Origin of the sequence: Citrobacter sp. CK188, from assembly GCF_030333525.1 — a bacterium.
In the GTDB taxonomy this organism is placed as follows: Bacteria; Pseudomonadota; Gammaproteobacteria; order Enterobacterales; family Enterobacteriaceae; genus Citrobacter_B; species Citrobacter_B koseri.
This window is the reverse complement of record NZ_JAOWFU010000033.1, coordinates 390,412-411,853: the sequence shown is the minus strand read 5'-3', so window position 1 is coordinate 411,853 and position 21,442 is coordinate 390,412. Positions and strand designations below refer to the sequence as shown.

Here is a 21,442-nt window from a genome sequence, read left to right as displayed (position 1 = left end):
TTGTCAGTGATCGCAGGATGCATACGCACGCCTGCGTAAGAGGTAAGTGCTACCCCGGAAAAATAAAACAGTAACAAACTCTCTATAACCTACTGAAAATAGCGCCTGTGATCTAGCGCCAAAAAACAGTATTTATTATGAAATTTGCAAAATATGAACGATTCAGCCCACAAACAGGAATAATGACCTTGAAATCGCCTTCAGTGACCGATAATTCGCTCAAGCGAAGCGGCAAAACATGATTTAGCGCCATCGACATTCAATCGTTTAACATTAAATTAACTTATAAAATGCGTATGCTTTATCAGTTTTGCCGGTCAAGCGCCTGTTTTTTAGACATATCACCAAATGTTATCATTCTTGTCACTTCAGTCGGTACGATGAGTGAAAAATGACGCAGACATTTGCAGGGTTTAAATGCAATAATCAGCCACGTTTCTAGTCAATAACAATACCAGTACCTGGTTTGCGCAAGGCGAAGGATTATTTTTATGAAGCTTAAGAACACTCTCCTGGCGTCCGCACTGCTTTCTGCGACTGCTTTTTCCGTAAATGCAGCGACAGAACTGACGCCGGAGCAAGCGGCAGCACTAAAACCTTATGACCGCATTGTGGTCACCGGGCGTTTTAATGCCATTGGCGATGCGGTAAATGCCGTATCCCGCCGCGCAGATAAAGAAGGTGCAGCCTCTTTTTATGTTGTTGATACGTCCGATTTTGGCAACAGCGGTAACTGGCGTGTCGTGGCTGACGTTTATAAATCAGACGCGCCAAAATCCGACACGCCTCAAAACCGTGTAATTAACGGTATCGTCGAATTACCGAAAGATCAGGCCGTGCTGCTGGAACCTTACGACACCGTAACGGTGCAGGGTTTCTACCGTAGCCAGCCGGAAGTGAATGACGCCATCACCAAAGCAGCAAAAGCAAAAGGCGCCTACTCGTTCTACATTGTGCGTCAGGTCGATGCCAACCAGGGCGGCAACCAGCGTATTACCGCGTTTATCTATAAAGAAGATGCGAAGAAACGCGTCGTCCAGAGCCCGGACGTTATTCCTGCTGATTCCGATGCGGGTCGTGCAGCGCTGGCCGCCGGCGGTGAAGCAGCGAAGAAAGTGGAGATTCCGGGCGTCGCGACGACCGCTTCTCCAAGCGCTGAAGTCGGACGCTTCTTCGAAACGCAATCCTCAAAAGGTGGACGTTACACTGTCACTCTGCCTGATGGAACGAAAGTCGAAGAGCTGAACAAAGCGACCGCTGCGATGATGGTGCCGTTTGACAGCATCAAATTCACCGGCAACTACGGCAACATGACGGAAGTCTCCTACCAGGTTGCCAAGCGTGCGGCGAAGAAAGGCGCGAAATATTATCACATTACCCGCCAGTGGCAGGAACGTGGTAACAACATGACGATCAGCGCCGACCTGTATAAGTAAAGTACGCTCCCGCCATCCGGTGTTGTCATAACGCCAGATGGCGAGACCAGGCATCTTATCCGGCCTACGTGTTAGTAGGCCTGATGAGCGTAGCGCCATCAGGCGCCAATACGATGCTGCCCTATGTGAAATCTACCCGCCTTTAGCATTTTTAGTCACAAATGTTTCAGAGATCATTGCATGCGGTCTCTTCTCTCCGTAAAATCCCGCGCCTTAGTGGCTTTCACCATTTTTATGCGTTTTGCCAAAATAATTATTCTCCCACTCTCGTTTTTATAACTGGATACCGATGGAAAAGAAACTGGGACTGAGCGCGCTGACCGCGCTGGTTTTAAGCTCAATGCTTGGCGCAGGTGTGTTTAGTCTGCCACAGAACATGGCAGCGGTGGCCAGCCCGGCAGCGCTGCTGATTGGCTGGGCGATTACGGGCGTCGGGATACTGCTGCTGGCTTTCGCTATGCTGATCCTGACGCGCGTTCGCCCGGAACTGGATGGCGGGATTTTCACCTACGCGCGCGAAGGTTTCGGCGAACTGATCGGTTTCTGCTCCGCCTGGGGATACTGGCTCTGTGCCGTTATCGCCAACGTCTCTTATCTGGTTATCGTTTTTTCTGCCCTGAGCTTCTTTACCGATACGCCGGAACTCCGCCTGTTTGGCGACGGCAACACCTGGCAGTCCATCATCGGCGCGTCGGTGCTGCTTTGGGTGGTGCACTTCCTGGTGCTGCGCGGTGTGCAAACCGCTGCCAGCATCAACCTGGTCGCAACGCTGGCGAAGCTGTTGCCGCTGGGGTTGTTCATCGTCCTGGCTATCATCATGTTTAAGCTCGATACGTTCAGCCTGGATTTCACCGGTCTGGCACTGGGCGTTCCCGTCTGGGAGCAGGTTAAAAACACGATGCTCATCACGCTGTGGGTGTTTATCGGCGTGGAAGGCGCGGTTGTCGTCTCCGCCCGGGCGAGAAATAAGCGTGATGTCGGACGTGCGACGCTGCTGGCGGTTCTCGCCGCATTGGGCGTCTACCTGCTGGTGACGCTGCTCTCTTTAGGCGTCGTCGCCCGCCCGGAACTGGCGGAGATTCGCAATCCGTCAATGGCGGGTTTGATGGTGAAAATGATGGGGCCGTGGGGCGAAATCATTATCGCGGCGGGTCTTATCGTTTCAGTCTGCGGCGCTTATCTGAGCTGGACCATTATGGCGGCGGAAGTGCCGTTTCTGGCCTCAACGCATAAAGCCTTCCCGCGCATTTTCGCCCGCCAGAATGCGCAAGGCGCGCCATCGGCTTCGCTGTGGCTCACCAACGCGTGCGTTCAGATCTGTCTGGTGCTGATCTGGCTCACAGGTTCGGATTACAACACGCTGTTGACGATTGCTTCAGAGATGATTCTGGTACCCTATTTCCTGGTCGGCGCATTCCTGCTGAAAATCGCCGCGCGCCCTCTTCATCAGGCGGTAGGTGTCGGGGCCTGCATTTATGGCTTATGGTTATTGTATGCGTCCGGCCCGATGCACCTGTTGCTGTCGGTGGTACTGTATGCGCCGGGATTGTTAGTTTTCCTCTACGCACGCAAGACGCATACGCACGATAATGTCCTGAATCGTCAGGAAGTGATGTTGATCGGTCTGCTACTCATCGCCGCTGTTCCGGCTACGTGGATGTTGGTGGGGTAATCGTCGCCCCATTGTTTGATGCCAAAGGAGACTACAATGGGTAAAAACCAGCCCTTGCCCATCCTTATCACGGGAGGAGGCCGCCGCATCGGTCTCGCGCTCGCGTGGCACTTTCTCAATCAAAAACAGCCGGTGATTGTCAGCTACCGGACGCACTATCCGGCCATCGACGGCCTGACGCAAGCGGGCGCGCTGTGCATTCAGGCCGATTTTTCCACCGATGACGGCGTCCTGGCATTTGCTGAGAAGATAAAAACCCATACGCCAGGCCTGCGGGCTATTTTGCATAACGCCAGCGCCTGGATGGCCGAGGCGCCTGGCACCCCGCTCTCTGACGTGCTGGCATGCATGATGCAGATTCACGTCAATACGCCCTATCTGTTAAACCATGCGCTGGAAAGACTGTTGCGCGGCCACGGACATGCGGCCACCGATATCATCCATTTTACGGACTATGTTGTGGAACGCGGCAGCGACAAACACATCGCCTACGCCGCCAGTAAAGCAGCGCTGGATAATATGACCCGCTCTTTTGCCCGCAAACTGGCCCCGGAAGTGAAAGTCAACGCCATCGCCCCGTCGCTGATCCTGTTTAACGAAAACGACGACGCCGAGTACCGTCAGCAGGCGCTCAATAAATCCCTGATGAAGACAGCGCCCGGCGAGAAAGAGGTAATCGACCTGGTGGATTACCTTCTCACCAGCTGCTTCGTTACCGGCCGCAGTTTCGCCGTGGATGGCGGCCGGCACCTGCGTTAATGCAGTTTGATCCAGCAAAATATCAGCAGCCATGCGCTCAGGCCCCAGCACACCACTGCCCCGCCGAGCGCAACGGGCAAACGCAGAAAACCGGTGAAATACCAAAGTGTGGCGAGGTAGACAAAATAAGGGATGATCGACCACATACTGAATACAATGGTCGTGCGTAACGCGTCAATTCCGCGCTCGCTGGCGACAATATAGTGGGCAATCAGTGCAAATGTCGGAAAAAGCGGAATTAATCCGGCGATATAGTAATTTTTTGTTTTTGCCAGCAAGCCAATCAATACCACCACCAGCGCACCCAGCGCGGCTTTTATCACGAGTCCCATTTCGATGCCTTAACACATCAATAACATTGAGGCTGTAGCATAACGGAAGCGCTCTCGTTTAGAAAAGATTAATGGAAGGGAAAACGGAGGCGGTGTATGTTGGCGTTTTCTCCGCGTAATGAACGTTATGAACACCATCGTATTTGTTGAGGATGACCCTGAAGTTGGCTCGCTGATTGCCGCTTATCTGGCGAAACACGATATTGAGGTGCTGATTGAACCTCGCGGCGATCTGGCTGAAGAGACGATCCTTCGCACGCAACCCGAGCTGGTGTTACTGGATATCATGCTGCCGGGCAAAGACGGTATGACCATTTGCCGCGATTTGCGAGGCCGCTGGCAAGGGCCGATTGTCCTGCTGACCTCACTGGACAGCGACATGAACCACATCCTGGCGCTGGAAATGGGCGCCTGTGACTACATCCTGAAAACCACGCCCCCTGCCGTGCTCCTCGCCCGTCTGCGCCTGCATTTACGGCAGAATGAACTCAGCGCGCAGGCAAAAGGCATTCAGGATACGGCGATGACCCCGCATAAAACGCTGCGTTTTGGCGCGTTGATTATTGACCCGGTCAATCGTTCAGTCGCGCTCTCCGGCGAACCGGTTTCGCTTTCCACCGCCGATTTCGAATTACTCTGGGAACTGGCAACCCATGCCGGGCAGATTATGGATCGCGACGCGCTGCTGAAAAACTTGCGCGGCGTCAGCTACGACGGCATGGACCGCAGCGTGGATGTCGCTATCTCAAGGCTGCGTAAGAAATTGCAGGATAACGCCACCGAGCCCTATCGAATCAAAACGGTTCGCAACAAAGGGTATCTGTTTGCCCCCCATGCGTGGGAAGAGAGTCAGCGTGATTAACCGGGTGCATCAATGAAAAAACTGTTCGTTCAGTTTTATCTGCTGCTGTTTGTCTGCTTTCTGGTCATGACCCTGTTGGTCGGGCTGGTGTATAAGTTCACCGCAGAACGCGCAGGCAGACAGTCGCTGGATGATTTGATGAAAAGCTCGCTGTATTTAATGCGCAGCGAATTGCGGGAGATCCCTCCGCGCGACTGGGGGAAAACCCTCAAAGAGATGGATCTTAATCTCTCTTTCGATTTGCGCGTAGAGCCGCTCAATAAATACAAACTCGACGCGCTTACCACACAGCGTCTGCGCGAAGGCGACATCGTCGCGCTGGACGATCAGTATACGTTTATCCAGCGCATCCCCCGCAGCCATTACGTGCTGGCCGTCGGGCCGGTTCCTTATCTCTATTTTCTTCACCAGATGCGGCTACTGGATATCGCGCTGATGGCCTTTATCGCCATCTCCCTCGCCTTTCCGGTGTTTATCTGGATGCGCCCGCACTGGCAGGAGATGCTGCGCCTGGAGGCCGCCGCTCAGCGTTTTGGCGAAGGGCACCTCGCAGAGCGCCTTCACTTTGACAACGGTTCCAGTTTTGAACGTCTCGGCATTGCCTTTAACCAGATGGCAGATAACATCAACGCGCTGATCGCCAGTAAAAAACAGCTTATTGACGGCATCGCCCACGAACTGCGTACACCGCTGGTGCGTCTGCGTTACCGGCTGGAGATGAGTGAAAATCTCAGCGCACAGGAGTCGCAGGCGCTGAATCGCGATATCGGCCAACTGGAAGCGTTAATCGAAGAGTTACTGACCTATGCGCGGCTGGACAGGCCGCAGACTGCGTTAACGCTCACCGTTCCCGACCTCCCCGTGTGGCTGGCGAGCCACCTGGAAGACGTACAGAGCGTCACCCCCGGGCGCACGGTGCGGCTCAGCCAGCTTACGCCTGGCGAGTACGGCGCGCTGGATATGCGGCTAATGGAGCGTGTGCTGGATAATCTGCTCAATAACGCGCTGCGTTATTCCCATTCCACCGTTCAGGCCAGCCTGTTGTTAAGCGGCAATCAGGCGACCCTGATTGTTGAAGACGACGGCCCCGGCATCGCGCCAGATGCGCGCGAACATGTGTTCGAACCCTTTGTGCGTCTCGATCCCAGCCGCGACCGCGCTACCGGAGGCTGCGGGCTGGGATTAGCCATCGTGCGCTCCATCGCCCTGGCTATGGGTGGAACGGTAAGCTGTCGCGAAAGTGAACTGGGCGGCGCCAGATTCACCTTCAACTGGCCCGTCTGGCACAACATCCCCGAATTTCCCCCTGCCTGACGCATAGCGCACGATGGTCAGGCCAGGTATGATGTGATATACAATAAGTATGTTGTAACTAATATCCTTCTTTCTGCGACACTGAAATGGTGGTGATATGGCCCGTTACGATCTTGTCGAACGCCTGAATGGTACTTTTCGCCAGACAGAACACGCGCTGGCAACCCTGACAGAAAATCTCGAACGGCAACCGCTGCTGATTGCCCGCGTCTTCTCCCTCCCCGAAGTGACCAAAGAGGCGGAGCACAACCCTCTGGCGACCATTGCGGTGGAGCAGCATCTGGGAAAAGAGGCCGAATCGCTGGCGCTGCGCCACTATCGCCACCTGTTTATTCAGCAACAGTCTGAAAATCGCAGCAGCAAAGCGGCGGTTCGCCTGCCCGGCGTATTATGCTATCAGGTTGATGATGCCACGCAGGCCGCGCTGGAAAACCAGATCCAGCACATCAATCAGTTAAAAACGACATTTGAGCGTATTGTGACGGTGGAATCAGGATTGCCGTCAGCGGCGCGTTTTGAGTGGGTGCATCGCCATCTGCCCGGTCTTATCACGTTGAATGCCTACCGCGCGTTAACGGTGATCAAGAATCCCGCTACCCTCCGTTTTGGCTGGGCCAACAAGCACATTATTAAGAATCTGCGCCGGGATGAGGTGCTGGCGCAACTGGAGAAAAGCCTGAACACGCCGCGCAGCGTGCATCCCTGGACGCGCGAAGAGTGGCAGGCCAGGCTGGAGCGCGAATATCAGGATATCGCTGCCCTACCGCAACAGGCGCGGCTGAAGATTAAAAGACCGGTGAAGGTACAGCCGATTGCCCGCGTCTGGTACAAAGGGCAGCAGAAACAGGTTCAGCACGCCTGCCCGACGCCGCTTATCGCGCTGATCAATACCGATAAAGGCATGACCGTACCGGATATCGGCGAGCTACTGAATTACGATGCGGACAATGTTCAGCACCGCTTTAAGCCCCAGGCGCAACCGTTGCGACTTATCATCCCCCGGTTGCACCTGTATGTGGCGGATTAACGGCCTGGCTTCATGCTGCCCACCATCAGTTCCGGGCGTACCCAGCTATCAAACTCGGCTTCAGTGAGATACCCCAGCGCCAGGGCGGAGGCTTTTAAGGTCAGCCCTTCCTTGTGCGCTTTTTTGGCGATCTCCGCCGCTTTGTCATAGCCGATGTGCGTGTTGAGCGCGGTGACCAGCATCAGCGATTCATTGAGCAGTTGATTAATACGCTCACGGTTTGGCTCAATACCGACCGCACAGTGCGCATTAAAGCTTTCCATCCCATCCGCCAACAGGCGTACCGATTGCAGGAAATTATGGATAACCATCGGGCGATAGACGTTAAGCTCGAAGTTTCCCGACGCCCCGCCCATATTGATAGCCACATCGTTGCCCATCACCTGACAACAGAGCATGGTCAGCGCCTCGCACTGGGTCGGGTTCACTTTGCCTGGCATAATCGAACTGCCCGGCTCGTTCTCAGGAATGGCAATTTCACCAATGCCGCATCGAGGGCCAGAGGCCAGCCAGCGAACGTCATTGGCGATTTTCATCAGCGACGCCGCCAGCCCTTTTAGCGCGCCGTGCGCATGAACCAGCGCATCACAGGTCGCCAGCGCTTCAAACTTGTTCGGCGCCGTCACAAATGGCGCGCAGGTGATCACCGCCAGCTCATCCGCCACGCGGCGGGCATATTCAGGATGGGTGTTCAACCCTGTGCCCACCGCCGTACCGCCCAGCGCCAGCTCCGCCACATGCGGCAGGCTATTTTCAATATGTTTGAGATTGTGCTCCAGCATCGCCACCCAGCCGGAAATTTCCTGACCGAGCGTCAGCGGCGTCGCATCCTGCAGGTGCGTGCGGCCAATTTTCACAATGTCGGCAAACGCATGGGACTTTTTGCGCAGCGTATCGGTCAGGACATTAAGCTGCGGGATGAGATGCTTGCGTAGCGCCAGCAGCGCCGCAACGTGCATCGCGGTCGGGAAAACGTCGTTCGAACTTTGGCTTTTATTGACGTCATCGTTCGGGTGAACTTTGCGCTCCATGCCGCGAACACCGCCCAGCAGTTCGCTCGCGCGGTTCGCCAGCACTTCGTTCATGTTCATGTTGCTTTGCGTGCCCGACCCGGTTTGCCAGATCGCCAGCGGAAATTCGTCGGGATGTTTATCGGCCAGCACTTCATCAGCCGCCTGCATAATGGCGGAGGCTTTTTCCGCCGACAGCAGCCCTAAGTCCTCGTTAACTTTGGCTGCCGCACGCTTGGTCAGCGCCAGCGCATGGATCAGCGAGACGGGCATTTTCTCCGTGGAGATACGAAAATGCTCCAGCGATCGTTGGGTTTGCGCTCCCCAAAGTTTGTCTGCCGGAACATCAATCCCGCCCATCGAATCTTTCTCGCAGCGTACCGTCGTCATTACTTTCTCCTTGTTAACAATGAAGTTGAGGACATGCTCACACACCTGTCAGGATTAAGTATTGATTGCTTCATAAATACTGCATGGCGCTTTGTGCGCTTCTGAAATGCCGGGCGGCACAGCGCCTTACCCGGCCTGCAAATGTACCTTCTTATTGTCTTACTTCACGCAGCGCGTGCACTGCGAAGTCTGAATTTGCTGGAAGAAATCATTGCCTTTGTCATCCACCAGGATAAAGGCCGGAAAATCTTCCACTTCAATTTTCCAGATCGCTTCCATCCCCAGTTCAGGGTATTCCACGCATTCCAGACTCCTGATGCTGCCCTGCGCCAGCACGGCGGCAGGCCCGCCAATGCTGCCCAGATAGAAGCCGCCGTGTTTATGGCAGGCATCGGTCACCTGTTGGCTACGGTTGCCTTTGGCCAGCATAATCATACTGCCGCCCTGCGACTGAAGCTGATCGACGTAAGAGTCCATACGTCCTGCGGTCGTTGGCCCCAGCGAACCGGACGCGTATCCTTCAGGCGTTTTTGCCGGCCCCGCGTAGTAGATCGGATGATCTTTAACATACTGCGGCAACCCTTCGCCACGGTCCATCCGTTCTTTCAGTTTGGCGTGCGCGATATCACGCCCCACAATAATCGTCCCGTTCAGCGACAGACGAGTTGAAACCGGATACTGCGACAACTGTTGCAGGATCGCTTTCATTGGCTGATTGAGGTCAACGCGAACCGCCTCGCCTTCGCCTGCCTGGCGCAATTCTTCAGGAATATATTTACCCGGATTATGTTCCAGTTTCTCGATCCAGATACCTTTGCGGTTGATCTTCGCTTTAATATTGCGATCCGCAGAGCAGGAGACGCCCATCCCGACCGGACAGGACGCGCCGTGACGCGGTAAACGAATGACGCGGATATCATGGGCAAAATATTTACCGCCGAACTGGGCGCCTAACCCGAGATTCTGCGCTTCCGTCAGCAACTCTTTTTCCAGCTCCACGTCGCGGAATGCCTGACCGTGTTCGTTCCCTTCCGTCGGCAGTTCGTCATAGTATTTTGCGGAGGCCAGCTTAACCGTTTTCAGCGTTGCTTCCGCCGACGTCCCGCCGATCACGAAGGCGATGTGATACGGAGGACAGGCCGCCGTCCCCAGAGTGCGCATTTTATCGACCAGGTAATTTTTCAGTTTGCCCGGCGTCAGCAGCGCTTTGGTTTCCTGATACAGATAGGTTTTGTTGGCGGAACCGCCGCCTTTGGCGATACACAGGAATTTGTATTCATCGCCATCAACGCTGTAGAGATCAATCTGCGCGGGCAGGTTGGTGCCGGTATTGACCTCTTTATACATATCCAGCGGGGCATTTTGCGAATAGCGCAGGTTATCTTCGATGTAAGTGTTATAAACGCCGCGCGCCAGCGCAGCCTCATCACCGCCGCCGGTCCAGACGCGCTGGCCTTTTTTGCCAACGATAATGGCCGTACCGGTGTCCTGGCAGGTTGGTAAAATCCCTTTTGCGGCAATGTCCGAGTTGCGCAGGAATTGCAGCGCGACATATTTATCGTTTTCGCTGGCGTCCGGGTCGCGCAGGATATCAGCGACCTGCTGTTGATGCGCAGGGCGCAGCATAAACGAAGCATCGTGGAATGCCTGACGCGCCATCAGCGTCAGCGCTTCAGGAGCGACCTTAAGCACTTCCTGCCCTTCAAATTCGGCAATGGAAACGTGTTCACTGGTCAGCAGGTAATATTCGGTATCGTCCTTTTTGAGGGGAAAAAGAGCCTGATAATGGAAGGGTTTGTTCGACATTGTTCTCTCACTTACTGCTCGGTCTGGTTATTCTCTGGGCAGATGTTCCATTGCCCTGCTTACCCGTCACGCCTCCAGCGGCAGACATGTTATTGTCCTGCAACCCGAATGCGTCAGGGTGTAAAAAGCGAGTTACACTATCCTACACAATTTTTTAACAAAAACTGAGACAAGTACGACTTTTTGCGCGCAGAGGTTACTTCCCGCGGGTTTCTTGGTTTAATACGCGAATTAATTTCCATATTGAAACAGGGCTTGATAATGCAAAAACTCATCAACTCAGTGCAAAACTATGCATGGGGTAGTAAAACTGCGTTAACGGAACTCTACGGCATTGCGAATCCGTCTCAGCAGCCAATGGCAGAGCTCTGGATGGGCGCCCATCCCAAGAGCAGCTCCCGAATTGAAGGCGCTGACGGGCAAACCGTCTCGTTACGCGACGTGATTGAGCACGATAAAGCCACACTGCTGGGCGAGTCTGTCGCAAAACGTTTTGGCGAACTGCCCTTCCTGTTTAAAGTGCTGTGTGCCGCGCAGCCGCTTTCCATCCAGGTTCATCCGAATAAACACAACTCAGAAATGGGTTTCGCGAAAGAGAATGCGGCCGGTATTCCGATGGATGCCGCCGAGCGTAACTATAAAGATCCGAACCACAAGCCTGAACTGGTCTTTGCCCTGACGCCTTTCCTGGCGATGAACGCATTCCGCGAGTTCTCTGAGATTGTCTCCCTGCTGCAACCTGTTTCCGGCGCGCATACCGCCATTGCCCACTTCCTGCAAGAGCCGAATGCCGAACGCCTGAGCCAGCTGTTCGCCAGCCTGCTCAATATGCAGGGCGATGAAAAATCCCGCGCGCTGGCGGTACTGAAAGCGGCGCTGAACAGCCAACAGGGTGAACCGTGGCAGACGATCCGCGTCATATCCGAATTTTACCCGGATGACAGCGGCCTCTTCTCTCCACTGCTGCTGAACGTGGTCAAGCTGAACCCTGGCGAAGCCATGTTCCTGTTTGCCGAAACGCCTCATGCCTATTTGCAGGGCGTGGCGCTGGAAGTGATGGCGAACTCCGATAACGTCCTGCGCGCCGGGCTGACGCCGAAATATATCGACATTCCTGAGCTGGTCGCGAACGTCAAATTCGTTGCCAAACCTGCCGATCAGCTGCTGACAACGCCGGTAAAACACGGTACGGAACTGGACTTCCCGATTCCGGTGGAAGATTTTGCGTTTTCGCTGCATGACCTCTCCGCTCAGGAAACGGCCATCAGCCAGCAGAGCGCCGCCATTCTGTTCTGCGTGGAAGGCGAAGCGGTGCTGAGCAAGGGCGAGCAGCATCTGGTGCTGAAACCCGGCGAATCCGCGTTTATCGGCGCTGATGAGTCTCCGGTCAACGCCAGCGGCGTGGGCCGTTTGGCCAGGGTTTACAACAAGCTGTAGCAACATACTGAATTTTTTAACAACTCTTGCTAAGCTAGTTAAAGGCTCACAACTTCTCCAGGCGGTTTAATCCGCCTGGTTTCATTTTTATGGATAATCGATATGAAAAAATCGCTGGTAGCTACAGGTGTGATCGTCGCCCTGGGCGTGGTCTGGACAGGCGGGGCCTGGTACACCGGGAAAAAACTGGAAACGCATCTCGCACAGATGGTGAATCAGGCAAATGAGCAGCTTAAACGCACGGCGCCTGAAGCCGCCATTGAGCTGAGCTATCAAAACTACCAGCGCGGCATTTTCAGCAGCCAGTTACAGCTGGTGGCGAAGCCTGTCGAAGGCAAGGAAAACCCCTGGCTGAAGCCAGGACAAAGCGTCGTACTGAACGAAGCGGTGGATCATGGCCCTTTCCCGTTCGCACAGTTGAAATCGTTTAACCTTATCCCTGCGATGGCCTCGGTGAAGACGACCCTGGTCAACAACGACGTCACCAGACCGTTGTTTGATATCGCAAAGGGCGAGACGCCGGTCGAGATTAATTCCCGGATTGGTTATGGCGGCGATACCCGCTCAGATATCTCCCTCAAGCCGTTGAATTATGAAAATAACGGTGAAAAAGTCGCCTTTAGCGGCGGGGAATTTCAGCTGAATGCCGATAAAGACGGCAATGTTGTTTCACTGTCAGGCGAAGCGCAAAGCGGCCTGGTGGATGCCGTCAACGAATATAACCAGAAAGTCCAGATTACTTTTAATAACCTGAAAACCGACGGTTCCAGCACCCTGGCCAGCTTCGGCGAGCGTATTGGCAACCAGACGCTGTCGCTGGAAAAAATGACGGTATCGGTAGAAGGTAAAGAGATGGCCGTGCTGGAAGGCATGGTGATCGACGGTAAGTCCGATCTCGTCAACGACGGCAAAACCATCAATAGCCAGCTGGATTACTCGCTGAACAGCCTTAAAGTGCAGAATCAGGATCTGGGTAGCGGCAAGCTGACGCTGAAAGTGGGACAGATCGATGGCGAAGCCTGGCACCAGTTTAGCCGCCAGTATAACGCTCAGACTCAGGCGCTGATGACGCAACCCGAGGTGGTGCAAAATCCTGAGCTTTATCAGGAGAAAGTAACCGAAGCGTTCTTTGGCGCCCTGCCGCTGCTGATGAAGGGCGAACCGGTGATTACCATCGCGCCGTTAAGCTGGAAGAATGCTAAAGGCGAGACCGCGCTGAACCTCTCCTTGTTCCTGAAAGATCCGGCCGCAACCACTGAAGAATCGCAAACGCTGACTCAGGAAGTGGATCGTTCCGTTAAATCTCTCGATGCGAAGCTGACGATCCCGATGGATATGGCCGTTGAGTTTATGACCCAGGTCGCCAGACTGGAAGGTTATCAGCAGGAAGATGCCGATAAGCTGGCGAATCAACAAGTCAAAGGGTTAGCCGCGATGGGGCAAATGTTCCGCATCACCACGTTGCAGGATAATACCATCGCCACCAACCTACAGTATGCCAATGGTCAGGTAACGCTCAACGGGCAAAAAATGACGCTGGAAGAGTTTGTCGGCATGTTTGGTATGCCTGCGCTCTCCGTGCCGGACGCTCCGGCTATTCCTCAGCAGTAAGTTTTCTGTACGTCCCGCGCCCGGCGGGACTTTCCCGTCGGGCCGCTATTCAAACACCTGCCCCGCCACGCTATTTTTGCGTCACCAGACGAGCGGAAATGGTCTGGCTGCGCGAGTGGCTCTCTTCATGACCAATCCGTTGCAGGATGCGCTCCGCAAGGGTATAGCCAATTTCGCGGGCTGGCGTGCTGGCCCAGATAATCGGCAGATCGTCCAGCGCGTTTTCCGCCACATCAGCAAACGCCGCCAGCGAGATCTGTTGTTCAAAATAGCGATCAACGCCAATTTCACCACTCTGCCGCCCCGCTTTCATCAGGCCAAACCATGCTCCCATCGCAATGGTTTCGTTGTAGCACACCACTGCGCTGATGGTCGGGTTATGCCGCAGTAATGCGGTAATGGCTTCGGCGGCCTGCTTCTGGCTGGATGCGCACTCCAGCACCCAGTCGCTGTGAAAAGGCAACCCAAACTTCAGCAGCGTCGCGCAATAGCCGCCGACGCGCTCCGCGCGCGTTAATGAGGAGCTTTGCCCTCCCAGCCACGCGATCCGCTGATGCCCAAGGCGAATCAGATGTTCCGTCAGTAGCTGCGCCGCCTGCATGTTATCCGGCCGGACAGTATCCACCTCTTCCAGATAACTGGCGCGCGAGGCAAACACCACCGGAATCCCTTTTTCTTCTGCCCGTTCCCAGAGCGCATCGCTGTTACCCGCCGCTCCGGCGATCACCACGCCATCCACACCCTGATTAAGGAGCATAGCGAAACGCTGACTCAGCTGTTCGCCATCCTGACCGCCGTGCAACAAAAAGACCATGCGCCCCTGCGCTTCCAGCGCCTCTGTCAACCCGGCCGTGAGTTCCGCATAAAAAGGCGCAGACAGATCGCGCACAATCAGCCCGATGACGCCGCTCTGCCCACCGCGAAGCGCCGATGCCTGGCGGTTACGCACAAAGCCCAGCTGTTCAATCGCCGCGTTAACCCGCTCGCCGGTGGCTGACGAAATCCGCCCTTTGCCACTGAGCACTAATGAGACGGTACTGACGGAGACGCCAGCCGCCAACGCGACATCATGGATGGTGGTTTTTTTGGCTATAGCCATGAAAAAAGAAAGCTCCCTGATAACGTGACAGATAAAACGTTTTATCAATCACTTATATTTATACGCTTTATTATCGTTCGATAATGTGATTTGCGCCGCACTAAAATTAGGTAAAACGTTTTATCTTCTCGCTCAAATAATTGACCACAGCCTTCTTTTTCACGAGGAGTCGTTAGATGACGACGAAGACAACACCAAAAATAACATTATGGGAATTTTTCCAGCAGTTGGGTAAAACGTTTATGCTGCCCGTGGCGCTGCTCTCTTTCTGCGGGATCATGCTGGGGATCGGCAGCTCGTTAAGCAGCCACGATGTCGTCACCCTGCTCCCGGCGCTGGGCAACCCGGTGCTACAGGCCATCTTTACCTGGATGAGTAAAGTCGGCTCGTTCGCTTTTAGCTTCCTCCCGGTGATGTTTTGTATCGCGATTCCGCTCGGTCTGGCGCGTGAAAACAAAGGCGTCGCCGCGTTTGCCGGTTTCGTCGGTTACGCCGTAATGAACCTTGCCGTGAACTTCTGGTTAACGGCGAAAGGCATTCTGCCGACGACTGACGCCGCCATTCTGAAAGCCAATAACGTACAGAATATTCTCGGGATTCAGTCTATCGACACGGGGATTCTGGGGGCGGTGATCGCCGGTATCGTTGTCTGGATGCTGCATGAACGTTTCCACAATATTCGTCTGCCCGATGCGCTGGCTTTCTTTGGCGGTACGCGTTTCGTGCCGATCGTCTCTTCCGTGGTGATGGGACTGGTCGGGCTGGTCATTCCGCTGGTATGGCCTGTTTTTGCAATGGGCATCAGCGGTCTGGGCCACATTATCAATAGCGCGGGTGATTTCGGTCCGATGATCTTTGGTACGGGTGAGCGCCTGCTGCTGCCGTTCGGCCTGCACCACATTCTGGTCGCGTTAATTCGCTTTACCGAAGCGGGCGGTACGCAGGAAGTCTGCGGCCATAGCGTGAGCGGCGCGTTGACCATTTTCCAGGCGCAACTGAGCTGCCCGACAACGCACGGCTTCTCTGAAAGTGCGACCCGCTTCCTGTCTCAGGGTAAAATGCCTGCCTTCCTCGGCGGCTTGCCGGGCGCCGCGTTGGCGATGTACCACTGTGCGCGTCCTGAAAACCGTCACAAAATTAAGGGGCTGCTGATTTCTGGTCTTATCGCCTGTGTCGTTGGCGGTACCACAGAGCCGCTGGAATTCCTGTTCCTGTTCGTCGCGCCTGTGCTGTATGTGATTCACGCCCTGCTGACAGGTCTGGGATTCACCATCATGGCGATCCTCGGCGTCACCATCGGCAACACCGACGGCAACATCATCGACTTTGTGGTATTCGGGGTCCTGCACGGTCTGTCAACCCAGTGGTATCTGGTTCCGGTGGTCGCCGCCGTCTGGTTCGCGGTGTACTACGTCATCTTCCGTTTCGCCATTACGCGCTTTAATCTGAAAACGCCGGGCCGCGATACCGAAATCGCCAGCAATATTGAAAAAGTCATGGCGGGCACGCCAGGGAAATCAGGCTATAACGTCCCGGCGATTCTGGCCGCGCTTGGCGGCAGTGAAAATATCGTCAGCCTGGATAACTGCATTACCCGTCTACGCCTGTCGGTGAAGGATATGTCGCTTGTGAATGTACAGGCGCTGAAGGACAATCGCGCTATCGGCGTAGTACAGCTGAATCAACATAACTTACAAGTGGTTATTGGCCCTCAGGTACAGTCCGTTAAGGATGAAATGGCGGGTCTGATGAACACGGTTGAGGCATAAGGACAACGATATGTTCGATTTTTCAAAGGTGGTGGATCGTCACGGTACGTGGTGCACGCAGTGGGATTATGTCGCCGATCGCTTTGGCGCCCCTGACCTGCTTCCGTTTACGATCTCGGATATGGATTTCGCTACCGCGCCGTGCATCCTGGAGGCCATCAACCAACGTCTGGCGCACGGCGTGCTGGGTTACAGCCGCTGGAAAAACGATGAGTTTTTAGGGGCGATCGCCCACTGGTTCGCAACCCGTCACCACACCACGGTCGACCCGCAGTCGATCGTGTACGGCCCCTCCGTGATCTACATGGTGTCGGAGCTGATCCGCCAGTGGTCATCCGTCGGTGAAGGGGTGGTGATTCACACCCCCGCTTACGATGCGTTCTATAACGCCATCGAAGGCAACCAGCGTACCGTTATGCCGGTTACGCTACAGAAAAACGCGGACGGCTGGCACTGCGATATGGCCGCGCTGGAAGCGGTGCTCGCCCGGCCAGAGAGTAAAATTCTCCTGCTGTGCAGCCCGCAGAACCCTACCGGAAAGGTATGGACGCGCGATGAACTGGAGACGATGGCTGAGCTATGCCATCGTCACGGCGTGCGGGTCATCTCCGATGAAATCCACATGGATATGGTATGGGGCGCGCAGCCGCATATCCCCTGGAGCAATGTAGCGCGTGGTCGTTGGGCGCTGCTGACCTCCGGGTCAAAAAGCTTCAACATTCCGGCGCTGACCGGCGCCTACGGGTTCATCGGCGATGAGGAAAGCCGCAATCGTTACCTCAGCGTATTGAAGGGGCGTGACGGGCTGTCGTCACCCGCCGTTCTGGCGCTTAGCGCGCACATTGCCGCTTATCAACAGGGCGCGCCGTGGCTGGATGCCCTGCGCGAGTATCTTGCTGATAACCTGAATTATATCGCGCATGCGTTAAACACCGCGTTCCCGACGCTAAACTGGCAGGTTCCGCAATCGACCTATCTGGCCTGGATTGATCTGCGAGCGCTGAATATTGACGACCACGCCTTACAGGATGCGCTGATTCATCAGCAGAAAGTGGCCATCATGCCCGGGTATACTTATGGCGAAGAAGGTCGCGGGTTTGTTCGTCTAAATGCCGGTTGTCCACGTTCGAAACTCGAAAAAGGCGTTAACGGCCTGATCAACGCGATCCGCGCTATACGCTGACAATGATTGCGCAATAAAATTATTTATTGCGCAACATAGATTTTACGCCCGTTTTATTTTTATAATGGCGAGCACTTTTATATTAAAAAAGAGTGCGACCATGATTGATACTTCCCTTCCGTTAACTGACGTTCATCGCCACCTTGATGGCAACATTCGTGCCCAAACTATTCTTGATCTTGGCCGCCAGTTCAATTTAGCCCTTCCGGCACAAACGCTTGACGCGCTCATTCCGCATGTGCAGATCACTTCAACGGAGCCTGACCTGGTCAGTTTTCTGGCAAAGCTCGACTGGGGCGTTAAAGTTCTGGCGTCGCTGGATGCCTGTCGTCGCGTGGCCTTTGAAAATATTGAAGATGCCGCCCGCAACGGCCTGCATTATGTCGAACTGCGTTTTTCTCCGGGTTATATGGCGATGACGCACCAGTTGCCTGTTGCAGGCGTGGTCGAAGCGGTCATCGCTGGCGTACGTGAAGGGTGCCAGACTTTTGGCGTTGAAGCTCGTCTGATCGGCATCATGAGCCGTACTTTCGGCGAGGCGGCCTGTCAGCAGGAACTGGAAGCGCTGCTGGCGCACCGCGATCACATTACTGCGCTTGACTTAGCGGGCGATGAACTTGGCTTTCCGGGCAGTCTGTTCCTCTCTCACTTTAACCGCGCGCGTGATGCGGGCTGGCATATTACCGTACATGCTGGCGAAGCGGCGGGACCGGAGAGCATCTGGCAGGCCATTCGCGAACTGGGCGCCGAGCGTATCGGTCATGGCGTGAAGGCCGTGGAAGATCGCGCGCTGATGGATTTTCTGGTCGAGCAGCGAATCGGTATCGAATCCTGTCTGACGTCTAATATCCAGACCAGCACCGTTGCCTCGCTGGCTGCACATCCGCTGAAAACGTTCCTTGAGCATGGCGTGCAGGCAAGTTTGAATACGGATGATCCCGCGGTACAGGGTGTGGATATTATTCACGAATACACGGTAGCGGCGCCGGCGGCAGGATTAACCCGCGAGCAGATTCGTCAGGCGCAGATCAATGGTCTGGAAATGGCGTTTTTAAGCGAAGCGGAAAAACGCACATTGCGTGAGAAAGTCGCTGCGGTTTAAGCACGCAACGCCTGATGGCGCTGCGCTTATCAGTCCTGTAACGACACAACCGTAGGCCGGATAAGGCGTTTACGCCGCCATCCGGCAACACCCGGCGCCAGAAGAGTACACCGTCATCACGCGAGGCACAGCGTAGAGCGATGCTTCGCTGATTCAATCCCCAGCTCAATCAACTCCATAATCTGGATCGCCTGGCTCGCCGGAACCGGGTTTTCACCGTTGCCATTCAGCGCGTCACGGATGCCCGCATAATAAGCCGGATAATTACCCGGCACCGTCAGCCAGGTCTCTTCCACACGGTCTTCGCCTTCCACGCGCGTCAACACGCCGTCACGCATGTCGTAACCCCAGTCTTCCTGCGGCAGTCGCTCACCGTTTTTCAGCCGCTCCTCTTGTGGATCGAGGCCATATTTCACGTAACTGCCGCGCGAGCCATGCACGATATAACGTGCTGATTCTGCCGCTGCCAGCATCGTACCGTGCAGAATCACCCGACGCTGCGGGTAGGATAATATCGCGTGGAAATAATCCGTCGACTGCGCGCCAGGACGAAGCTGCGCCAGATCCACCGTCATGCTGACCGGCAAACCGAACAGATTGATCGCCTGATCCAGCAGATGCGGCGCCAGATCGTACCAGATACCGCTGCCAGGGCCGCCCTGTTCGCGCCAGCGATCGCGTACCTGCGGGCGGAAACGGTCGAAATGGGATTCAAAGTAAGCCACTTCCCCCAGAACGCCATCGGCCAGCAATCCTTTCAACGTCAGGAAATCACTGTCCCAACGGCGGTTATGGAACACAGAAAGCACGCGTCCCAGGCTGCGCGCCAGGGCGTCGAGTTCACGGGCTTGTGACAGTGTCACGGTAAAGGGTTTATCCACAACCACATGTTTTCCCGCTTCAAGCGCGGCTTTCGCCAACGGAAAATGGGTGTCGTTGGGCGTAGGAATGACGATAAGGTCGATATTCGGATCGTTAAAAAGATGCTTAGGCTCTGAGACAACCGCCACAGAAGGCCAGTCCGCCTTCACTTTTGTTTCATCACTACTGGAAACCACCGCCAGTTCCAGACCCGGCGTCCCTACGATTAAGGGCGCATGGAAAGTCTTGCTGGCATAACCATAACCAATTAGCCCTACCCGGATGTTGTCACTCATGTCTTTGCCTCTCATGTCAGAACGGGGTCATTTCACACTATCCCTTAACCACTCACAATAGTTTAATAACCGCCAGGTTATAAAGGTTGTTGCTTAACTTAAGTCAAACATCAGTGACTTCGGGCTCTCCTGCGGCGAAAAAGTCGCTGAAATCGTTCCCGACACCCTTGCCGTCTTATTTATTGATGAGTAACATTTGCATCCTGTGTTTATGGATAAATCAAAGCAAAAAAATGTCGTCAGTAATGAATCGCCTTATTGAATTAACCGGTTGGATTGTTCTCGTTGTCTCAGTGATCCTCTTAGGCGTCGCCAGCCATATCGATAATTACCAGCCCCCTGAACCGACGGCCTCCGTTCAGAAAAAATAAGCGTGTCCTGGCCAGTTGCGGCATAGCGGCATATCGTCAGAAATGGTTTCGGTTTACAGCCAGAAAAATCAGGAAAAGATGAAAAGCGGCAAAAAAAGCGAAATATGCCGTCTGCTGGCCGCACGCTTATTGCCAGTTGTCATGAAGCGCGTTACCCTTCCGGCAGGTGCTCTGCTCACCTGATTCATGACACGTAAGAATACGCTTATTTACCCTTGCGCGCCGATTATTCTTTTCGGTGTCGTTTTGTTTATTTTTATATTCACTACTCCGTTGGTGTTATTTGTTTAATATGGATCGCTATTTATGACAGTTCAGGATTATTTATTAAAATTCCGCAAAATCAGTTCGCTTGAGAGCCTGGAAAAACTGTTTGATCACCTTAACTACACCCTCTCTGACGATCGGGAGATCATCAATATGTATCGCGCCGCAGATCATCGTCGCGCGGAGCTGGTCTCGGGCGGTCGTCTGTATGATGTCGGTCAGGTGCCAAAATCAGTCTGGCATTACGTACAATAAAGAAAGTAGCGATCGGCGTTAAAAGCTTTATAATACTGGCCCCAAAATGAAATAGTCTGCCTGTTCGCGCTGGCAAATCTGGAGAAGATATGACCACAACACCGGCACAACGCATCGGGGGCTGGTTGCTTGGCCCACTGGCCTGGCTGTTAGTCGCGTTACTGAGCGCCTCGCTCGCGTTATTGCTCTATGCTACTGCGCTGGCTACGCCGCAGACATTCCATATGCTCAGTGAGCAAAGTACCGGCAACCTGTTGTTGTGGGGCGTTTCGTTTATTACCGCCATCGCAATGTGGTATTACACCTTATGGTTGACCATCGCCTTCTTCAAGCGCCGCCACTGCGTGCCTAAACATTATATTATCTGGCTGCTGGTGTCGGTCTTGCTGGCAATTAAAGCCTTTGCCTTTTCGCCAGTCTCAGACGCGTTTGCGGTTCGCCAGCTGTTGTTCCCGTTACTGGCGGCCGCGCTGATCGTACCCTATTTCAAACGCTCGGCGCGCGTTAAAGCAACGTTTGTGAACCCGTAATACCCTTACAGTTAACCTGTTGTCGCCTGCTGTAGATTGACAGATAATAGGCG

19 protein-coding genes are annotated in these 21,442 nt (G+C 54.5%); 14 read left to right on the top strand and 5 right to left on the bottom strand.

Annotated features, from left to right (window positions below; genetic code table 11):
- Positions 1–491 precede the first annotated feature (491 nt).
- The 3 genes from ydgH to folM all read left to right on the top strand — a co-directional run bounded on the left by ydgH (position 492) and on the right by folM (position 3,867).
- Positions 492–1,436: a DUF1471 family protein YdgH gene (ydgH, locus tag OGV67_RS13590; RefSeq protein WP_115181665.1), complete on the top strand. Its 945-nt coding sequence runs from the start codon at positions 492–494 to the stop codon at positions 1,434–1,436.
- A gap of 289 nt (positions 1,437–1,725) precedes the next feature.
- On the top strand, positions 1,726–3,108 hold the full coding sequence (locus OGV67_RS13585; protein ID WP_012132487.1) for an amino acid permease: 1,383 nt from the start codon (positions 1,726–1,728) through the stop codon (positions 3,106–3,108).
- Between the two features lie 36 nt (positions 3,109–3,144).
- Complete coding sequence (gene folM / locus OGV67_RS13580) at positions 3,145–3,867, top strand: dihydromonapterin reductase (RefSeq protein ID WP_047457214.1); 723 nt, start codon at positions 3,145–3,147, stop codon at positions 3,865–3,867.
- Here folM and OGV67_RS13575 read toward each other — a convergent pair.
- Positions 3,864–4,199 carry a GlpM family protein gene (locus OGV67_RS13575; protein WP_012132490.1) on the bottom strand — a complete coding sequence of 112 codons (336 nt, stop codon included), beginning with the start codon at positions 4,197–4,199 and terminating at the stop codon, positions 3,864–3,866. The two genes, folM and OGV67_RS13575, sit on opposite strands and share 4 nt — an antisense overlap.
- A gap of 127 nt (positions 4,200–4,326) precedes the next feature.
- Between OGV67_RS13575 and rstA the strand changes: the two genes are divergently transcribed.
- The 3 genes from rstA to tus all read left to right on the top strand — a co-directional run bounded on the left by rstA (position 4,327) and on the right by tus (position 7,402).
- Positions 4,327–5,061, top strand: a complete 735-nt coding sequence (gene rstA, locus OGV67_RS13570; protein WP_047463690.1) for a two-component system response regulator RstA — start codon at positions 4,327–4,329, stop codon at positions 5,059–5,061.
- A gap of 12 nt (positions 5,062–5,073) precedes the next feature.
- Positions 5,074–6,375 carry a two-component system sensor histidine kinase RstB gene (gene rstB / locus OGV67_RS13565; protein WP_115614813.1) on the top strand — a complete coding sequence of 434 codons (1,302 nt, stop codon included), beginning with the start codon at positions 5,074–5,076 and terminating at the stop codon, positions 6,373–6,375.
- Between the two features lie 97 nt (positions 6,376–6,472).
- Positions 6,473–7,402, top strand: a complete 930-nt coding sequence (tus, locus tag OGV67_RS13560; RefSeq protein ID WP_115614814.1) for a DNA replication terminus site-binding protein — start codon at positions 6,473–6,475, stop codon at positions 7,400–7,402.
- Here tus and fumC read toward each other — a convergent pair.
- Positions 7,399–8,802, bottom strand: a complete 1,404-nt coding sequence (gene fumC, locus OGV67_RS13555) for a class II fumarate hydratase (protein WP_047457217.1) — start codon at positions 8,800–8,802, stop codon at positions 7,399–7,401. The genes tus and fumC overlap by 4 nt on opposite strands.
- A 159-nt stretch (positions 8,803–8,961) precedes the next feature.
- Positions 8,962–10,608, bottom strand: coding sequence for a class I fumarate hydratase (gene fumB / locus OGV67_RS13550; protein WP_047457220.1), 1,647 nt, complete (start codon positions 10,606–10,608; stop codon positions 8,962–8,964).
- A 261-nt stretch (positions 10,609–10,869) separates the two neighbouring features.
- Here fumB and manA point away from each other — a divergent pair, with 261 nt between their 5' ends.
- Together manA and OGV67_RS13540 are read left to right on the top strand one after the other, a co-directional pair.
- Complete coding sequence (gene manA / locus OGV67_RS13545; protein WP_115614815.1) at positions 10,870–12,045, top strand: mannose-6-phosphate isomerase; 1,176 nt, start codon at positions 10,870–10,872, stop codon at positions 12,043–12,045.
- A 102-nt stretch (positions 12,046–12,147) separates the two neighbouring features.
- On the top strand, positions 12,148–13,656 hold the full coding sequence (locus OGV67_RS13540; protein ID WP_200003687.1) for a YdgA family protein: 1,509 nt from the start codon (positions 12,148–12,150) through the stop codon (positions 13,654–13,656).
- Between the two features lie 70 nt (positions 13,657–13,726).
- On the opposite strand, the gene OGV67_RS13535 is transcribed toward OGV67_RS13540, so the two are convergent.
- The gene (locus tag OGV67_RS13535; RefSeq protein ID WP_286465632.1) at positions 13,727–14,755 is read right to left on the bottom strand and encodes a Mal regulon transcriptional regulator MalI; all 1,029 of its coding nucleotides are present in this window, start codon (positions 14,753–14,755) and stop codon (positions 13,727–13,729) included.
- Between the two features lie 176 nt (positions 14,756–14,931).
- On the opposite strand from OGV67_RS13535, the gene malX reads away from it, so the two are divergent.
- The 3 genes from malX (at position 14,932) to add (ending at position 18,809) form a co-directional block, all read left to right on the top strand.
- Positions 14,932–16,524 (top strand): maltose/glucose-specific PTS transporter subunit IIBC, encoded by a 1,593-nt coding sequence (gene malX, locus OGV67_RS13530; protein ID WP_115614817.1) that lies wholly within the window; start codon positions 14,932–14,934, stop codon positions 16,522–16,524.
- Between the two features lie 10 nt (positions 16,525–16,534).
- On the top strand, positions 16,535–17,707 hold the full coding sequence (locus OGV67_RS13525; RefSeq protein WP_200003686.1) for a MalY/PatB family protein: 1,173 nt from the start codon (positions 16,535–16,537) through the stop codon (positions 17,705–17,707).
- A gap of 100 nt (positions 17,708–17,807) precedes the next feature.
- Entirely contained in the window at positions 17,808–18,809 is a 1,002-nt protein-coding gene (add, locus tag OGV67_RS13520; RefSeq protein WP_115614819.1) for an adenosine deaminase, read from the top strand.
- 116 nt (positions 18,810–18,925) lie between these two features.
- Here add and OGV67_RS13515 read toward each other — a convergent pair whose 3' ends face one another.
- Positions 18,926–19,966, bottom strand: a complete 1,041-nt coding sequence (locus OGV67_RS13515; protein ID WP_286465629.1) for an oxidoreductase — start codon at positions 19,964–19,966, stop codon at positions 18,926–18,928.
- Between the two features lie 245 nt (positions 19,967–20,211).
- Between OGV67_RS13515 and blr the strand changes: the two genes are divergently transcribed.
- The 3 genes from blr (at position 20,212) to OGV67_RS13500 (ending at position 21,389) form a co-directional block, all read left to right on the top strand.
- Positions 20,212–20,337: a division septum protein Blr gene (blr, locus tag OGV67_RS13510; protein WP_048902389.1), complete on the top strand. Its 126-nt coding sequence runs from the start codon at positions 20,212–20,214 to the stop codon at positions 20,335–20,337.
- A gap of 306 nt (positions 20,338–20,643) precedes the next feature.
- Entirely contained in the window at positions 20,644–20,859 is a 216-nt protein-coding gene (gene ydgT / locus OGV67_RS13505) for a transcription modulator YdgT (protein ID WP_024130361.1), read from the top strand.
- Between the two features lie 89 nt (positions 20,860–20,948).
- Positions 20,949–21,389, top strand: coding sequence for a DUF2569 domain-containing protein (locus tag OGV67_RS13500; RefSeq protein WP_012132511.1), 441 nt, complete (start codon positions 20,949–20,951; stop codon positions 21,387–21,389).
- Positions 21,390–21,442: the final 53 nt, after the last annotated feature.

Excerpts from the sequence above, each read along its gene's own strand:
- folM (WP_047457214.1), top strand. The coding sequence starts at position 3,145 with ATGGGTAAAAACCAGCCCTTGCCCATCCTTATCACGGGAGGAGGCCGC.
- ydgH (WP_115181665.1), top strand. The coding sequence starts at position 492 with ATGAAGCTTAAGAACACTCTCCTGGCGTCCGCACTGCTTTCTGCGACT.
- OGV67_RS13575 (WP_012132490.1), bottom strand. The coding sequence starts at position 4,199 with ATGGGACTCGTGATAAAAGCCGCGCTGGGTGCGCTGGTGGTGGTATTG.
- rstB (WP_115614813.1), top strand. The coding sequence starts at position 5,074 with ATGAAAAAACTGTTCGTTCAGTTTTATCTGCTGCTGTTTGTCTGCTTT.
- ydgT (WP_024130361.1), top strand. The coding sequence starts at position 20,644 with ATGACAGTTCAGGATTATTTATTAAAATTCCGCAAAATCAGTTCGCTT.
- rstA (WP_047463690.1), top strand. The coding sequence starts at position 4,327 with ATGAACACCATCGTATTTGTTGAGGATGACCCTGAAGTTGGCTCGCTG.
- OGV67_RS13525 (WP_200003686.1), top strand. The coding sequence starts at position 16,535 with ATGTTCGATTTTTCAAAGGTGGTGGATCGTCACGGTACGTGGTGCACG.
- OGV67_RS13500 (WP_012132511.1), top strand. The coding sequence starts at position 20,949 with ATGACCACAACACCGGCACAACGCATCGGGGGCTGGTTGCTTGGCCCA.
- fumB (WP_047457220.1), bottom strand. The coding sequence starts at position 10,608 with ATGTCGAACAAACCCTTCCATTATCAGGCTCTTTTTCCCCTCAAAAAG.
- add (WP_115614819.1), top strand. The coding sequence starts at position 17,808 with ATGATTGATACTTCCCTTCCGTTAACTGACGTTCATCGCCACCTTGAT.
- OGV67_RS13515 (WP_286465629.1), bottom strand. The coding sequence starts at position 19,966 with ATGAGTGACAACATCCGGGTAGGGCTAATTGGTTATGGTTATGCCAGC.
- fumC (WP_047457217.1), bottom strand. The coding sequence starts at position 8,802 with ATGACGACGGTACGCTGCGAGAAAGATTCGATGGGCGGGATTGATGTT.
- OGV67_RS13540 (WP_200003687.1), top strand. The coding sequence starts at position 12,148 with ATGAAAAAATCGCTGGTAGCTACAGGTGTGATCGTCGCCCTGGGCGTG.
- blr (WP_048902389.1), top strand. The coding sequence starts at position 20,212 with ATGAATCGCCTTATTGAATTAACCGGTTGGATTGTTCTCGTTGTCTCA.
- manA (WP_115614815.1), top strand. The coding sequence starts at position 10,870 with ATGCAAAAACTCATCAACTCAGTGCAAAACTATGCATGGGGTAGTAAA.
- OGV67_RS13585 (WP_012132487.1), top strand. The coding sequence starts at position 1,726 with ATGGAAAAGAAACTGGGACTGAGCGCGCTGACCGCGCTGGTTTTAAGC.
- OGV67_RS13535 (WP_286465632.1), bottom strand. The coding sequence starts at position 14,755 with ATGGCTATAGCCAAAAAAACCACCATCCATGATGTCGCGTTGGCGGCT.
- malX (WP_115614817.1), top strand. The coding sequence starts at position 14,932 with ATGACGACGAAGACAACACCAAAAATAACATTATGGGAATTTTTCCAG.
- tus (WP_115614814.1), top strand. The coding sequence starts at position 6,473 with ATGGCCCGTTACGATCTTGTCGAACGCCTGAATGGTACTTTTCGCCAG.